Origin of the sequence: Bacteroides sp. 51, from assembly GCF_010500965.1 — a bacterium.
Classification (GTDB): domain Bacteria; phylum Bacteroidota; class Bacteroidia; order Bacteroidales; family Bacteroidaceae; genus Bacteroides.
In genome coordinates this window covers 80,239-95,371 of sequence record NZ_QVMI01000008.1, presented here as the reverse complement: position 1 = coordinate 95,371, position 15,133 = coordinate 80,239, and the positions used below count along the sequence as shown (strand labels likewise).

Annotated in this window: 13 protein-coding genes; 7 read left to right on the top strand and 6 right to left on the bottom strand. The window is 41.5% G+C overall.

The window, feature by feature from the left end:
- Positions 1 to 84: 84 nt before the first annotated feature.
- The 7 genes from D0T87_RS08360 (at position 85) to cobC (ending at position 7,414) form a co-directional block, all read left to right on the top strand.
- Complete coding sequence (locus D0T87_RS08360) at positions 85 to 3,177, top strand: DUF6298 domain-containing protein (protein ID WP_163174672.1); 3,093 nt, start codon at positions 85 to 87, stop codon at positions 3,175 to 3,177.
- 177 nt (positions 3,178 to 3,354) lie between these two features.
- Entirely contained in the window at positions 3,355 to 3,933 is a 579-nt protein-coding gene (locus D0T87_RS08355; RefSeq protein WP_163174695.1) for an RNA polymerase sigma factor, read from the top strand.
- A gap of 85 nt (positions 3,934 to 4,018) precedes the next feature.
- On the top strand, positions 4,019 to 4,261 hold the full coding sequence (locus D0T87_RS08350; protein ID WP_163174671.1) for a hypothetical protein: 243 nt from the start codon (positions 4,019 to 4,021) through the stop codon (positions 4,259 to 4,261).
- A gap of 302 nt (positions 4,262 to 4,563) precedes the next feature.
- Entirely contained in the window at positions 4,564 to 5,073 is a 510-nt protein-coding gene (gene cobU / locus D0T87_RS08345) for a bifunctional adenosylcobinamide kinase/adenosylcobinamide-phosphate guanylyltransferase (protein ID WP_163174670.1), read from the top strand.
- Positions 5,074 to 5,085: 12 nt separating this feature from the next.
- The gene (cobT, locus tag D0T87_RS08340) at positions 5,086 to 6,123 is read left to right on the top strand and encodes a nicotinate-nucleotide--dimethylbenzimidazole phosphoribosyltransferase (RefSeq protein WP_163174669.1); all 1,038 of its coding nucleotides are present in this window, start codon (positions 5,086 to 5,088) and stop codon (positions 6,121 to 6,123) included.
- 2 nt (positions 6,124 to 6,125) lie between these two features.
- Positions 6,126 to 6,890, top strand: a complete 765-nt coding sequence (locus D0T87_RS08335) for an adenosylcobinamide-GDP ribazoletransferase (protein ID WP_163174668.1) — start codon at positions 6,126 to 6,128, stop codon at positions 6,888 to 6,890.
- Positions 6,887 to 7,414: an alpha-ribazole phosphatase gene (cobC, locus tag D0T87_RS08330; protein ID WP_163174667.1), complete on the top strand. Its 528-nt coding sequence runs from the start codon at positions 6,887 to 6,889 to the stop codon at positions 7,412 to 7,414. The genes D0T87_RS08335 and cobC overlap by 4 nt, the downstream gene beginning before the upstream one ends.
- On the opposite strand, the gene cbiB is transcribed toward cobC, so the two are convergent.
- The 6 genes from cbiB to cbiD all read right to left on the bottom strand — a co-directional run bounded on the left by cbiB (position 7,368) and on the right by cbiD (position 15,122).
- The gene (gene cbiB, locus D0T87_RS08325) at positions 7,368 to 8,363 is read right to left on the bottom strand and encodes an adenosylcobinamide-phosphate synthase CbiB (RefSeq protein ID WP_163174666.1); all 996 of its coding nucleotides are present in this window, start codon (positions 8,361 to 8,363) and stop codon (positions 7,368 to 7,370) included. The genes cobC and cbiB overlap by 47 nt on opposite strands.
- Complete coding sequence (locus D0T87_RS08320) at positions 8,348 to 9,361, bottom strand: threonine-phosphate decarboxylase (RefSeq protein ID WP_163174665.1); 1,014 nt, start codon at positions 9,359 to 9,361, stop codon at positions 8,348 to 8,350. Before D0T87_RS08320 ends, cbiB begins: the two co-directional genes overlap by 16 nt.
- The gene (locus D0T87_RS08315) at positions 9,354 to 10,850 is read right to left on the bottom strand and encodes a cobyric acid synthase (RefSeq protein WP_163174664.1); all 1,497 of its coding nucleotides are present in this window, start codon (positions 10,848 to 10,850) and stop codon (positions 9,354 to 9,356) included. Before D0T87_RS08315 ends, D0T87_RS08320 begins: the two co-directional genes overlap by 8 nt.
- Positions 10,847 to 11,419, bottom strand: a complete 573-nt coding sequence (locus D0T87_RS08310) for a cob(I)yrinic acid a,c-diamide adenosyltransferase (protein ID WP_163174663.1) — start codon at positions 11,417 to 11,419, stop codon at positions 10,847 to 10,849. The genes D0T87_RS08315 and D0T87_RS08310 overlap by 4 nt, the downstream gene beginning before the upstream one ends.
- Positions 11,420 to 11,425: 6 nt before the next feature.
- Positions 11,426 to 12,793 carry a cobyrinate a,c-diamide synthase gene (locus D0T87_RS08305; protein ID WP_163174662.1) on the bottom strand — a complete coding sequence of 456 codons (1,368 nt, stop codon included), beginning with the start codon at positions 12,791 to 12,793 and terminating at the stop codon, positions 11,426 to 11,428.
- 373 nt (positions 12,794 to 13,166) lie between these two features.
- Complete coding sequence (gene cbiD, locus D0T87_RS08300) at positions 13,167 to 15,122, bottom strand: cobalt-precorrin-5B (C(1))-methyltransferase CbiD (protein WP_163174661.1); 1,956 nt, start codon at positions 15,120 to 15,122, stop codon at positions 13,167 to 13,169.
- Between the last annotated feature and the right edge of the window lie 11 nt (positions 15,123 to 15,133).

Below are 15,133 nucleotides of genomic sequence, written 5' to 3'. Positions count from 1 at the left end.
CCAGGCAAATGAGACGATATTGTATAGGTGAAAATTAGACCTGACTTCTAACTACTGACTTCTAACTACTTACTCAAACTAATAATGAAGAAATTAATTTTATTCAAAGTTCTTCTCATACTCTTGGGGTTTGCGCAGCTACAAGCGCAAACCTTTCCTTTAAAAGTGGAGAATGGTAAACTGACTTATTTACCCGATAGTAAAGGAAATCGTATCCTGGATTTTTCCAGTTGCGGATATATGAATTCAGAACAGGACATTCCTGCAGTTCCTCTTGCCATATTTGTACCTCATTCGTCTGGAGATAATTCTATCAGAATCCAGCAAGCCATTGATTATGTATCCTCTTTGCCCATGAATAAAAATGGTTTCCGCGGAACCGTTCTATTAGATAAAGGTGTATTTGAATTGAATAAAGAATTATTCATCACCACATCCGGAGTTGTCCTGCAAGGTTCAGGAAAAACCGAAACGATATTGCTTAAAAAAGGCGTAGACCGGGGAGCGTTGATCTATATTGAAGGAAAACAAAACATTCAAATACTTGATACACTCCAGGTAACTACTTCCTATGTACCGGTCAACACAACAATTATTGATATTGCAACCCATGGAAAATTACAGGAAGGTAGCCGGGTATTCATTGTTCGCCCTTCGACCAAAGAGTGGATTGCTTCGTTAGGTTGTGATGTATTTGGTGGTGGCATTGGAGCACTTGGATGGAAATCCGGAGAAATGGATATCCATTGGGATAGAACCATAACGAATGTTTCAGGTAATCAGGTAACTCTTGATGCTCCGTTAACTGTGGCATTAGATAAGACATATGGTGACGCTCTCCTTATTCCCTATCAATGGACCGGACGCATCAATAATGTTGGAGTCTCCAATCTGACGCTTACCTCAGATTATAATAAACAATATGCAAAAGATGAAGACCACTGTTGGACAGGTATTTCGATGGAACATGCAGAAAACTGTTGGATACAAAAAGTAAACTTCAAACATTTTGCCGGGAGTGCGGTTGTGCTTCAACCAAGTACTTCTAAAATAACTGTAGAAGATTGTATTTCTTTAGAACCTATATCCGAAATCGGGGGAATGCGCAGAAATACCTTTATGACTTATGGACAACAAACACTCTTTCAGCGTTGCTATTCTGAATATGGTATCCATGACTTTGCTATAGGATATTGTGCGGCAGGTCCTAATGCATTTGTACAATGCGAAACCAAAGAATCATTTGGATTTAGTGGCCCCGTAAGTTCCTGGGCTTGTGGGGTTTTATTTGATATTGTGAATGTTGATGGACATGACCTCTCCTTTAAAAATCTGGGACAATCTAAAAACGGAGCCGGATGGAACACCGCAAATAGTCTTTTCTGGCAATGTACAGCTGCTGAGATAGAATGCTATTCACCCGTAACGGATGCTGCGAACAGAGCATATGGTTGTTGGGCGCAATTCTCTGGTGATGGAGACTGGGCGGAATCAAATAATCATGTACATCCTCGCAGTTTCTTCTATGCTCAATTGTCAGAAAGACTAGGTAAAGATATGTCTGATCGTGCCCGCATATTACATATGAATACGAATGCTTCGAGTAGTCCAACCGTTGAGGTGGCTATGAAGCTGGCACAGGAGGCTAAAAAGCCTAAACTGACTCTGGAAATGTGGATTAACCAACAAATAGCTACTATAGATGTGCCTGCTCAGCTAAAATCCATTGATCAGATTAAGATTAAAAATAACCCTGCACTTCCCAAAACTACGCATCACATTGATATTGTGAATGGCCGATTAACGATGGATGGCGCTCTATTGGTTGGGAGCAGAATCAGCGTGCCTTGGTGGAGTGGCAAATTGCGTACTCCTGCCATTAAGAAAGCTGGTCCGCATCTCACTCGTTTTGTTCCGGGTAGAGAAGGGCAGGGTGTGACGGATCGCATTGACTCTGTTGTCGATTTCATGCAGAGAAACAATGTGCGGGTACTTGATCATAATTATGGTTTATGGTACGATCGTCGCCGGGATGACCATGAACGTATCCGTCGTCGCGATGGAGATGTCTGGGGACCACTCTACGAGCAGCCTTTCGGACGTACCAATAGTGATAAAATGGCTTGGGATGGCATGAGCAAATACGACTTGAATCGTCCGAATGCCTGGTACTGGTCACGTTTGAAGTCTTTTGCAGATAAAGGCGAAGCGTCGGGGTTATTACTCTTCCATCAAAACTATTTTCAGCATAATATATTGGAAGCCGGTGCGCATTGGGTCGATTCTCCATGGCGTACGGCAAACAATGTTAATCATACCGATTTCCCGGAGCCTGTACACTTTGCGGGAGACAAACGTATTTTTGTGGCTGATATATTTTATGATATAACTCATCCGGTACGTCGTGAACTACACCGTAATTATATCCGCCAATGTCTGAACAACTTTGCCGATAATGATAATGTTATCCAGCTTATCAGTGAAGAATATTCCGGACCACTACACTTTGTGGAGTTCTGGCTGGATGTTATTGCCGAATGGGAAGCCGAAACCGGTAAAAACGCTTTGGTAGCGCTGAGCACAACCAAAGATGTACAAGACGCAATATTGAATGATCCGAAACGTGCGGCTGTAGTTGATATTATTGATATACGTTATTGGCACTACAAAGATGATGGTACCGTTTATGCTCCTGAAGGTGGAAAGAACCTGGCCCCTCGCCAACATGCACGCCAGATGAAAGTAGGCAAGGTTACGTTTAATGAAGCGTATAAAGCTGTAAGTGAATATCGTAGCAAATATCCGGAGAAAGCCGTTACCTATTATGCGCAAAACTATCCGGCTATGGCATGGGCGGTACTGATGGCAGGAGGTTCTTGTCCGGTACTTCCTATCAAAGACCAGGCTTTTCTGAATGCTGTAGCGCAGATGGAAATGGTAGAAACAGGTACGGATAACTATTGTTTATTGGTAAAATCTGATATTGGGTGTGTCATTTATTCCCAGTTTGATGATGAAGTGCCGGTTCAATTGTCAAGCGGAAGGTATATCGTAAAATTCATAAATCCATCAACGGGAGATATTTCAATATTAAATAATTCTCTGAAAATCAATGGAGACTACAGGTTTAAATCTCCAAACGGGAAAACCGGAATTTATTGGTTATGTAAGAAATAAGTCTTTAAAAGCTGCCATATCAAAAATGGCAGCTTTTTTGTTTAAAATAGAAATTGCTGATAAAAAGCTGTTGTTCAGCATAGTGTTTGTTTTTTCGGTCCTACTACCAGAATTTCCCAGCCTTAGAAGGCGTTGTGCTTTAAATTTGCATCATCATGAAATACCTAATGCGCTATGATGATGAAACCTATGACTACTTTATCTAATACGAATGAGACTACTGATCTGACCGCTCAGTTGTTGAACGAGTTTCAGGCAGGCGACACCCGAGCTTTTTCCCGCTTATACGATTTGTATATTAACGTATTGTATAACTACGGGCATAGACTTACTACAGACAAAGAATTACTTAAAGATTGTATCCACGATGTTTTTGTGAAGGTGTATGCAAGAAGAAGTGATTTGAATACGATTGAGAATTTTAAATCTTACATTTTCATCTCATTGAAAAATAAGATATGCGATGAAATACGTAAGCGGATTTATATGTCGAGTGCTGCAATCGAGGATGTTGATCCGGTGGCTACGGATGATGTGGAACGGAAGTATCTTCAAATGGAACAGGAGCAAGTAGAAAACCATACCATCAAGTACATGATGGAACAACTTTCTCCACGTCAGCGCGAGGCACTTACTTTATATTATATTGAAGAAAAAAAATACGAAGACATCTGCGAAATTATGAGCATGAACTACCAGTCGGTACGCAATTTAATGCATCGCGGATTGACCAAACTTCGTAGCATTGCAAGATAAATAGGTATTAGTTGAAATAATAGGTATTAATGTGAGTACACGACTATAGAACTCGCGTCTTATTGGTATAAAAGTTATCAATAGCGTGAACTCTAAGATTAATTACAAGGTAGAAGATTTCCTAAGGGATGATGAATTTATTTGTTATGCTTTGAATATTTCTTCAGAGGCTTATATGAAATGGGAAGGCCTCTTGAAGGAATATTCTATGTTGGCAAATGAAGCAGAAAAGGCAAAAGCCATTCTGACAGGAGAAGATATGGTGTATACCTTGGAACCCCAAGAAAAAGAAGAACTAAAAGCACGTATTTTAGAAAGCTTCGTATAATGCATTAAGTTATGCAATGCATGTCGAGATGAAAACAGACAGATGGGTTGTACGTATTTTTCCACATTTAAGCCCTCTTCTGTATCCCTTGTATTCATGGCGTTTTTGCGATGATGCAACAAAAAAATATTTTTGATGCATCAAAAAATAATTTCTGTCGAATCAAAAATATATTTTCGTCGCATCGTTTTAATCTCCCTTTTTTCGTTGTACTGATATTTGAACGTTTCGATTTTATTTATTTATCCATCAACTTATTCGGAATGATCTTTTATCTTTGTAATTCATTATTTTGAATCTACATGAAACAGATCATTCTTATTACCGGCGGTTCCCGTTCCGGAAAAAGTAGTTATGCAGAAAGGCTGGCTTTGTCTCTTTCGGCAAATCCTGTTTATATAGCTACCTCACGGATTTGGGATGAGGAATTCCGCCAGCGGGTAGTCCGGCATCAGGAGCACCGGGGGAAGGAGTGGACGAATATCGAAGAAGAGAAAGCGTTAAGCCGCCATCCATTGGAAAAGCGCGTTGTATTGATAGACTGCGTTACTTTGTGGTGCACCAACTTCTTTTTCGATCTTGAATCGGATGTCGACAAATCTCTTGAAGCCATTAAACAGGAATTTGATCTGTTCACCGAACAAGATGCAACGTTTATCTTTGTAACAAACGAAATCGGGATGGGAGGGGTTTCGGAGAATGAGATACAGCGTAAATTTACCGATCTACAAGGATGGATAAACCAGTATATCGCACAAAATGCCGATCAGGTTGTTTTTATGGTATCGGGCATTCCAATGAAAATAAAATAGATTATAATAATTATGAAAATATTTAATATTACCAAACCGGACGATACGATCCGCGAAAAAATAGTCCACAAAATAAATAACCTGACTAAACCTAAGGGATCATTAGGTACTCTGGAAGATATTGCTCTTCAAGTCGGATTAATCCAACAGACAACAAACCCCATACTGAGAAAACCGCATAACATCATCTTTGCGGCAGATCATGGCATTGCCGATGAGGGAGTAAGCTTTTCTCCGAAAGAAGTGACTTGGCAACAAACGCTACATTTCCCCAAAGGTGGCGGTGGCGTTAATTTTCTTTGCCACCAGCATGGCTTTACCCTAAAGGTTGTAGATGCCGGAGTAGATTATGATTTTCCTGCCGGTAGTGGCGTAATCGACCGGAAAGTGCGAAAAGGAACAGCCAATTTCCTTTATGCTCCGGCAATGACAAAAGCCGAAATGAGGCAATGCATTGAACATGGTGCTGCTATTGTACGCGAAAGTCATGAAGATGGGTGCAATATTATTAGCTTTGGCGAAATGGGAATTGGGAATACTTCGCCTTCCTCCATCTGGATGAGCTATTTTACAGGTATTCCTTTAGAGAAATGTGTCGGAGCAGGAAGCGGTTTGGATAATGCAGGCGTTCAACACAAATATACTGTTTTGAAGAAGGCTATGGACAACTATAAAGGAGATTGCTCTCTTCTCGACCTTATCTCTCATTTCGGCGGACTGGAAATGGTCATGGCAATCGGCGGTATGCTACAGGCAGCAGAACTCAAAATGATTATTCTTGTTGATGGATTCATCATGACCAACTGTATTCTTGTAGCTTCTATGTTCTATCCGCAGGTACTAGACTATGCTATCTTCGGACACCAGGGAGATGAAACCGGCCATAAACAGCTGTTAGAGTACATGAAAGTTAAACCATTATTAAATCTCGGCTTGCGATTGGGAGAAGGTACAGGGGCAATTTGTGCTTATCCTATTGTAGACTCTGCCGTGCGGATGATCAATGAAATGGATAGTTTCCGTGGAGCCGAAGTGACCAAATACTTTTAGTGATGAGAGTGCTGGCAGCTTTCATCTTCTTTACCCGGTTACCCTTCTGGAGAATAAAAGAAGTACCGGCAGCGTATTTTAAATCCGTTGTTAACTATTGGCCGTTGGTAGGATGGTTAACCGGAGGGATTACTGCTACCGTTCTATGGGCTGCTTCTTTGATTTTACCTTTAAGTATAGCACTGTTACTGGCCATCGTCAGTAGGTTATGGATTACCGGCGCTTTACATGAAGATGGACTGGCCGATTGTTTTGACGGCTTTGGCGGAGGAACAACCAAAGAACGCACCTTGATGATTATGAAAGATTCCCATATCGGAAGTTATGGCGTGATCGGTTTGATCTTTTATTTTCTTCTTTTATGGGGCCTGCTCATGGCTATTCCTTTTCCATTAGTTTGCTTGGTAATTATTGCAGGAGATGTATGGGGGAAATTTGTGGCCGCTCAACTAATCAATGTGCTGCCATATGCCCGTAAGGAAGAAGAAGCCAAAATAAAAGTAGTCTATAACCGGATGAATTGGTCAATCTTTCTCTTTACCTTAATTTGTGGTATCACTCCTTTACTGACTTTACTTCCTCCACACTTATGGATAGCCGCTTTATTGCCTCTTCTGGTTTTCTTTCTGTTATATCGGATGATGAAAAAACGCTTGCAAGGATATACCGGCGATTGTTGCGGAGCAACAGTCTTGTTGTGCGAACTCTCATTCTATCTGGGCGTTGTACTTCTTACCTATAATCAAATTAATATTCTAAACCCATGAAAGTCAAACTAATACGTCATACTTCTGTCGATGTGCCGAAAGGCATTTGCTATGGTCAAACAGATGTACCATTAAAAGAAACATTCCCGGAAGAAGCCGCAGTGACACATAACCGCATAGCTACAGAAAAGTTTGACCAGGTATTTACGAGTCCGCTATCCCGTTGCACCCGCCTTGCTGCGTTCTGCGGTTATCCCGACGCCGTTCGCGATGATCGTTTAAAAGAACTCAATTTCGGAGAATGGGAAATGCAGCGGTTTGACGAAATTACTGACCCGCGGATGCAGCAATGGTTTAACGATTATCTGAATGTGCCGGCAACAGGGGGAGAATCATTTATGATGCAATTCCAACGTATCTCTTCTTTCCTAGACGAACTTAAAGAACAAGGACACGAACATGTTGCCATCTTTGCACATGGAGGAGTACTTATATGTGCACAGATTTATGCAGGAATATTAAAACTGGAGGGTGCTTTTAACTCAATACCACCGTATGGTGAGGTGATAGAAATAGAAATATAGTACAAACTGATAGTTGAATAGCTATTATAATTAACATCATCACTATTTCCGTCCGTTGATTAACCCGCATTGCTTTCTTCATATCCCTTGTTGTTAGTGCCCGTTCATTCTCACCAATATATGGTTTATACACAGATTCTCCGAAATAATCATGTGGACCACCGAAGCGGCAATTTAAAATTCCGGCCAGTGCCGCTTCCGGATATCCGGAATTTGGGCTGGCATGTTGTCTGCCATATTTACGAACAAATTGCATTAATGACCATTTACCACTGACGATAACCATAAGCCAGGCTGTGATCCGGGCCGGAATATAATTTGCAAAGTCATCTATATAAGCTGCAATTCGTCCGAATAACAAATAACGTTCATTTTTATAACCGATCATAGAATCAAGAGTATTAATCATTTTATAAGCCAACATTCCCGGAGTACCCAATAAAAGATACCAGAAGAGCGGAGCGATAACCCCATCACTAAGATTTTCTGCAAGCGTTTCAAGAGCGGCCGTACGCACTTCCTGTGCAGATAATGCGGATGTATCGCGACCTACGATACGGCCAACCTGTTTTCGACCTTCTTCCAATGAACGATCAACAGCTTGAAATACCATTCGTACTTCACGAATCAATGTAGTTCCCGCAAGACAATAAAAAATAAGAATAGAACTAATAGCCAGATAGAGCCAAAAAGAAATCGAAGCCATGCCATATAGAAATAATGCAGAAAGGGTAAAAATCATCAGGATTAGAAAACCAGCCCATAGGCCTCCTTTTAGAACTTTATGCATTCCTTTATTAAACCTGTGTTCACCCCAGGCAATCAGTTTACCAAAGCCAACGATAGGATGAGGTAGGCGGGATGGATCTCCGAATATCTTATCCAGTACCCATCCGATTAATAATGGGAAAACAATATATAAAATGGTAGTAATCACAAGGCAAGCCATTCATTTATATATTCCACAAGCTTTTGATTTTCTCCGGATGATTGTGAAGCAACTCGAAAGAAATCATCGTTTAATCCCTCAAAATTTGAAGCATCACGAATAAGAAAACCATATTCATTGGCCAGAAAATCTTTTAATGCTCTTGCTTTCCCGAAACGTAGACGGGCAAGCATGTAATGTGTATCCGTAGGCCAAACTTCAATGGCTCCGGTAGATTCCAGTGCACTTTTTAGTTTCTTGGCTTCAGTTAAATAATCCTGTAGCTCAATATTATAAGTTATATCCTGATTCAAGAGGTATAAACCGGCTTCAATAGCCAATTGATTTACCGACCAAGGCATACGATGTGCTCGTATTCGTTGAATTAATCCGGCTGGGGCAGTGATATATCCTAAACGTAAACCGGGTATGGCATACCGTTTCGTCATAGAGTGTAACTGAATAACATTCGGAAAAAGCCAGGCTTCTTCGGCAGAGAATAAGTCATCTTCTGTAAAATATTCATAAGCCTGATCAATGACGAAACAGACTTGTGGGTGGGATTGGATATATGTTGATAACTGTGTTTTATCCCAAACCGAGCCTGTCGGATTATTGGGATTACAAATCCATGCCATTCTTATATTTTCCGGTAGGTGTTCCGGTGTGTATATTGAAGTGACCTGATGACTATGTATGCGACAGGCATCGGCATACTCACTAAATGTAGGGACGAAGATAGCCGAGTTTGTTTCTCTGAATGTTTGTGCAATCAAATAAATGGCTTCTGTTGCACCATTTGTTACGCAAACAGATTCAGCCGGTATACAATGAAACATTGCCAGTTTGTGTTCCAGCGTATAAGGCTCCGGTTCAGGATAATTACTTATGGATGACATACACTTACATAAATGCGCGTTCAATCCGGAGAGATCGGCTCCATAAAATACATTGGAGCTGAAATTACTTTTGATTGGTTGCTTATATTCGTATATATCGTCTCCGTGTCCTTTAATCATGGTGGGTTAGGATTTTATAAATTAGCGGAAGATCAACATGTTTGCGTATATGATCAGCCAGTTTATCATATTGCTCTTCTTTGAAAGCCTTATAATCGAAAGTCGTCTCCTCAAGTTTATCGGTAAAAGGTTTCAGTAGATAATCAATAAAAGAGGGATTATCTAAGATGCCATGAATGTAGGTTCCCATACAAGTGGAATCTTTAAAATATCCATCGGTGCGTATTTCGTCGTTGATATGGTTTAAAGGTGATTCTTCTATACCTTCTACAGGAGTGGTTGTTCCCATATGGATTTCATACCCATCACATATTTCCTCAGAATCCAGGAAACGAAATTTAACCTGACGGGTTATCTTCTCTCCTTGCATACGGGTAGTAACAGGCAATAGACCTAATCCCGGCAATCTTTCTATTTCCCCTTCCACATGTTCGGGATCGCAAACTTCCTGTCCCATAAGCTGGTAGCCGCCACAGATTCCCATTACAGTTGCACCTTCCCGGTGAGCACGTACGATAGCTTGTGCAACACCATTACGGCGCAGCTCATAAAGATCTGATAAGGTGCTTTTGCTACCTGGCAACAGGATAATATCTGCCTTCATGATCTCTTCCGTGTTGTTTGTATAAAATAAATGCACCCGTGGGTCGCGTTCCAATACATTGAAATCGGTAAAGTTGGAGAGATGACGAAGTAGTACTACTGCAATATTTACTTTTCCTAAGGAAGCCTGCATCTGTTTGGTTTGAAGTACAACCGAATCTTCCTCTTCGATATATATATCTTTATAGTAAGGTACAACACCTACTACAGGTACGCCACAAAGATCTTCCAGCATTTTAACTCCCGATTCAAACAACCGGATATCTCCTCTGAACTTATTAATCAGTATGCCTTTAATATGCCTGCGTTCTTCTTCGTTTAATAACATAACAGAGCCATATACACTTGCAAATACACCGCCCCGGTCGATATCAGCAACAAGTATTACATCAGCTCCGGCATGGATAGCCATAGGGAGATTGACCAGATCACTTTCGCGCAGATTAATTTCGGAAATACTTCCGGCACCCTCCATAACCACAGGGTTATAACGCTTTTCCAGCCGATCAAAAGCATCATATACGGCTTGTCGTAGTTCTTCCCGTCCTTCTTTTCTGAAATAATCATAGGCATTGCGATTACCTATAGGTTTACCATTCAGCACCACTTGCGATGTATGATCGGAAGATGGTTTCAACAATAAAGGGTTCATGTCCGTATGACAGGGTACACCCGCCGCTTCGGCCTGAACGGCTTGCGCACGCCCAAGTTCTAATCCATCAGATGTAACATAAGAGTTCAAAGCCATGTTTTGTGCCTTGAATGGAGCAGGGGTATATCCGTCTTGTTTGAAGATTCTACAAAACCCGGCAGCAATAATGCTTTTACCTACATCACTGCCTGTACCGGCAAACATTATAGGATGGCAACGTTCCACTGTGTTCATTTCTTCTTATTCTTATAGGAAAAAGATTTCCAACGTTCTTCCGGCCAGTTTTGTTGTTGCATATCAAAACGCGCCATTACGAAAAAGAGATCGGAAAGACGATTGATAAATGTAAGTATTTCATTGGGCACAGTATCCTGCCGATTGAGTGTCCAGAGTCTTCGTTCGGCTCTTCGGGCCACCGTTCGCGCAAATTGGCATTGTGCTGATACCGGAGTACCTCCGGGAAGAATAAAGTATCCGTTATCCTCGAGTTGGGCGGTCATTTTATCCATTTCCTGTTCGCAATATGTGGCGAGTGTTTCCGAAAGTTTATTCGGATTCCTTTCACGAATAGCCGATGGAGTGGCTACATGGCTCATTACAATCATGAGTTCGTATTGTATATGATGTAACATCTCCTGCCATTGATGATCTGCAGGAAGAAGTGAGCGGATAATACCAATTACAGCATTTAGTTCGTCAATACATCCATTGGCTTCAATGCGTATATCATCTTTTTCTACCCGTTCGCCGCCATGTATACCTGTGGTTCCGCGATCTCCGGTTTTGGTATATATTCGTTTCATATGAAATTAAGAGTTCTGATTATCATTCCATAGCTGCATGATATCTGTTTCTCCCAGATATAAATGAGTATAACTTGCAATTACATTTTTGTAGCGAAAAACCGGAGTGTCAATGGGTTGTCCTGTTGCGTTGTATACTTGTACTACAGAAGATATAGGTTTACTATACCCATATATTTGTGTGTAGTGGAATTCATGTCCACGAAGTTGTTGCCCATTGTATTCGAACTGACGATATCCTAAAATTAAACGCTTATTATACTTTGTGGCATCAATCGTAAAAGGTAATACTTCCAACATACTTGTATAGAGATCAGGTAAATTATCATGGTAAACGCCCTTACTCAGATAAATCATCCCTCCGCATTCGGCAAGTGTACGTCCGCCATTTTCAATATATTCCCTGATGTCATTGTGCATATTGTATCTGAGTAGTTCATCCTTGGCATCGAATACTAAAGCCAATTCTCTTAATCTTTTTTCCGGATATCCACCTGGTAGATATAATAAATCAATGTTCTTAGGTAATCTTTTGTTGTATTCGGGATTAAAGAAAATTACCTGTCCTAACTCCCGGAATTTAGTGATAGTTTCTTCATAAATAAAAGCAAATGATTCTTTATTTCTAGCTACGGCTATGCGTAACTTTTTATCTGGACTTTTTGGAATAGAAGGGATGTATACAGGAACCGGACACATGGTTTGTTCCAGAAGTAAATCCAGGTCTATTTGTCCATCCATAACATCTGCCCAGGCTTCAATGATTTGTTTATTCTCTTTTGGACTGATATCTAAACCCAGATAACGGGATTTCAGACTTAGTTCTTCATTCCGGCGAATACACCCAATACAGGGTACACCCGTATCCTGACATGCATTTCTTAGCGTAAGTTCATGCCTTTCCGATCCTACGCGATTAAAAATAACTCCCGCAACCCGCAATTGAGGGTCAAAGTTCTTAAACCCATAAATTTGTGCGGCAACCGAATAAGAAGTCGATTTAGCATCTATAACCAAAATAACAGGAATATCCAGCAAGCGGGCGATATTGGCAGATGAACCCTTTCTTCCGTCGTAGCCATCAAACAATCCCATCATGCCTTCAACGATGCAAATCTCCGCATCATGTGTATACTGATGATATAATTGTTTTACATGGTCCTCTGTGGCCATAAATGTATCCAGATTAACCGATGGTAATCCGGCAGCTATTTCATGGAAACGGGTATCAATATAATCCGGTCCGCATTTAAACGGCTGTACCTTTTTTCCTTTACGGGTAAGCAATTTCATTAATCCCATGCTTAGGGTAGTTTTTCCTGTACCCGAGGTTGGTGCGGCAATCAGAAATTGTGGACGTGTAATTTGTTTCATCTCTTTCTATTTTAGGCAAAGTTACATTTTCTTCGTATGTTATGGAAGTAAAGAGAACATTTACTTTAGGCATGCCGTTTAGTAAATCTTCTTATAATAAGGAACAATAATAAAGACCTGTTGCTTATATGCTTCTTTATTGATTGGTAAGAGGCATGAAAACTGAATAACTCTTATTCCTGATACAAATAACATGGTATTGAAACAGGATTTTGAAATAATGATGTATTTAACCAGATGTACATGTAGTCGATAACTAGATGTACATCTAGTTGGTAACCACATGTACATTTGGTTGTATATAGCATTAGGAGATAAATACAGAAGGTACTGACATAAATGATATATGATACCGGGATAATTAACTATTATATTAAACCTGGCAGCTTTTCTCGAATATATCTCCGTTCTCATTTACTAATAGAATTGTGAGTTCACTGTGAGGTAATAAAGGGACGCAGTATTGATAGCATAAAGATATGATCTTTCCAAAGAAGGGGGCATAATCTTTCTTGGGGATGATTGTCCATAGTTCGCGGGCCAACGTTATGTGTTCCATTGCATATATTGTTTCATCGCAACATCCGGATTCGCGGGCCAATTGCATAAGGAACGGCTTGTTCATTGTGATCTTCTTGCTGTGCGTATCCAGGTGTCCTTCTGCCAGTTTGACGGCTTTACCGATCATGATCCCGAGTGTTATGTGGCTGATTTTCAGATTGGAGGCGATCTTTAAGGTTTCGCCGATGTAGTTGCCGTAATGTACGAATGCGGCATCGGGTAATTCGGAGTAGTAATTGCGCAAGTACTTTTCGCTTTTGGCACCGGAATTGATCACTACGCGGGGAGACAGTGATGCACGGGCAACTTCCATACTTTTCCGGATGGAAGATATAAAGGCCTCAATGGAGAAGGGTTGTACAATGCCGGATGTACCGATAATGGAGATGCCTCCAATAACACCTAAACGGGGATTGAATGTGCGCCGGGCTATTTCTTCGCCTCCGGGAGCGGATATGCAGACTTCGAATTGCATGTCACCGGGGGGGATGTTTAAAGCCGAAAGGATGTGTCGGATGTTCTGCCGGATCATTTGTTGAGGACCGGTATTGATGGCTGGGCCACCAATGGGAAGACCAAGGCCGGGTAGGGTAACGGTGCCGACGCCCTGCCCGCCGGTGATTGTGATTTGATCGTCGGGAAGATATATATCGTTGCTGTTTGGCTCCCACCACCCCGCCCTTTGGGCACCTCTCCTCGGGCAGGAGGAGGAGTACCCCGAAGGGGGGAGGTGGTGGAAGAATTCGTTAGCCGACTTCCCTGAAAGTTTGTAATACTGTATTTCAGCAACGATTGATATTCCGTTCGTTACATCCGCATCGTCGCCGGAATCTTTGATTACGGCACAGGACACACCGTCTTCTTTGATTTTGGTTTGCGATACTGGGATGGAGATATGTTCGCCATCGGGCAGTATGATACGACTATTTGTTAGTTCTTTGCCTGTGAGCAGTGTAGTGAGGGCTGCTACGGTGGCGGCTGTAGCGCATGAACCGGTAGTTATTCCTGTGCGTAGCGTGTAGAATCCCGGTAGGAGCTGTTCGATCATGCGGCGCAGGCCATGCTCGCCATCTACTGTATAGAAATCGTCGGGCATTGCCGGGTGTTTGACAGCAAATACCTTGACGTTATTCTCGAAAGCGGCGACTGCTTTTTCAGTAAATCCTCCGCTCGTGCCACTTTCCTTAAGAATAATAGCATCCGGGCGGAGTTCTTTGATCAGCCCGGAATCGTTATTTTCGGACTGATAGAATAGGAGTTTATCTTCCGGGAAGCCTTGCTTTTGTGCAATAGATAATGATTCCTCTCGTTTTAATATGCGAAACCAAGTCTCTGTTTGTAGCCAGAAAGGCTTTAACTTGCTTATTGTTTGCACTCCGGTAAGGGCAAGTAAACGGTTGATCTTTATTTTACGTAGCTTTTCTATGGCATCCGGATAGTCGTTGCACCAGGTAATTTCTGTATTTCGCGGTGGGTAGATCCGTTCGTATCGGATAACTGGTATCTGTAGCTCTTCGGAGGCATCCGCAATGGTTCGGTGCAATTGCCCGGCGAATGGATGAGCGGCGTCAATCAGTAAACGAATCTCGTTTTCCTTGCAGAAGTTTATCATAGATTCGGCGTCCATAGCTCCATTCAGACGGATGGCGTGCAGGGAATTTACTTCTTGCAAATCTCCTTTAGTAGAGTAATAAAAAGTTTTACCAGCCTTATCTATTACCTGTACAGCTTTCCTGCCTTCTGTTGTGCCACCGAAAACGAGTATCATCTTACACTTTT

Excerpts from the sequence above, each read along its gene's own strand:
- D0T87_RS08360 (WP_163174672.1), top strand. The coding sequence starts at position 85 with ATGAAGAAATTAATTTTATTCAAAGTTCTTCTCATACTCTTGGGGTTT.
- D0T87_RS08355 (WP_163174695.1), top strand. The coding sequence starts at position 3,355 with ATGATGAAACCTATGACTACTTTATCTAATACGAATGAGACTACTGAT.
- cobU (WP_163174670.1), top strand. The coding sequence starts at position 4,564 with ATGAAACAGATCATTCTTATTACCGGCGGTTCCCGTTCCGGAAAAAGT.
- cobT (WP_163174669.1), top strand. The coding sequence starts at position 5,086 with ATGAAAATATTTAATATTACCAAACCGGACGATACGATCCGCGAAAAA.
- D0T87_RS08335 (WP_163174668.1), top strand. The coding sequence starts at position 6,126 with ATGAGAGTGCTGGCAGCTTTCATCTTCTTTACCCGGTTACCCTTCTGG.
- cobC (WP_163174667.1), top strand. The coding sequence starts at position 6,887 with ATGAAAGTCAAACTAATACGTCATACTTCTGTCGATGTGCCGAAAGGC.
- cbiB (WP_163174666.1), bottom strand. The coding sequence starts at position 8,363 with ATGGCTTGCCTTGTGATTACTACCATTTTATATATTGTTTTCCCATTA.
- D0T87_RS08320 (WP_163174665.1), bottom strand. The coding sequence starts at position 9,361 with ATGATTAAAGGACACGGAGACGATATATACGAATATAAGCAACCAATC.
- D0T87_RS08315 (WP_163174664.1), bottom strand. The coding sequence starts at position 10,850 with ATGAACACAGTGGAACGTTGCCATCCTATAATGTTTGCCGGTACAGGC.
- D0T87_RS08310 (WP_163174663.1), bottom strand. The coding sequence starts at position 11,419 with ATGAAACGAATATATACCAAAACCGGAGATCGCGGAACCACAGGTATA.
- D0T87_RS08305 (WP_163174662.1), bottom strand. The coding sequence starts at position 12,793 with ATGAAACAAATTACACGTCCACAATTTCTGATTGCCGCACCAACCTCG.
- cbiD (WP_163174661.1), bottom strand. The coding sequence starts at position 15,122 with ATGATACTCGTTTTCGGTGGCACAACAGAAGGCAGGAAAGCTGTACAG.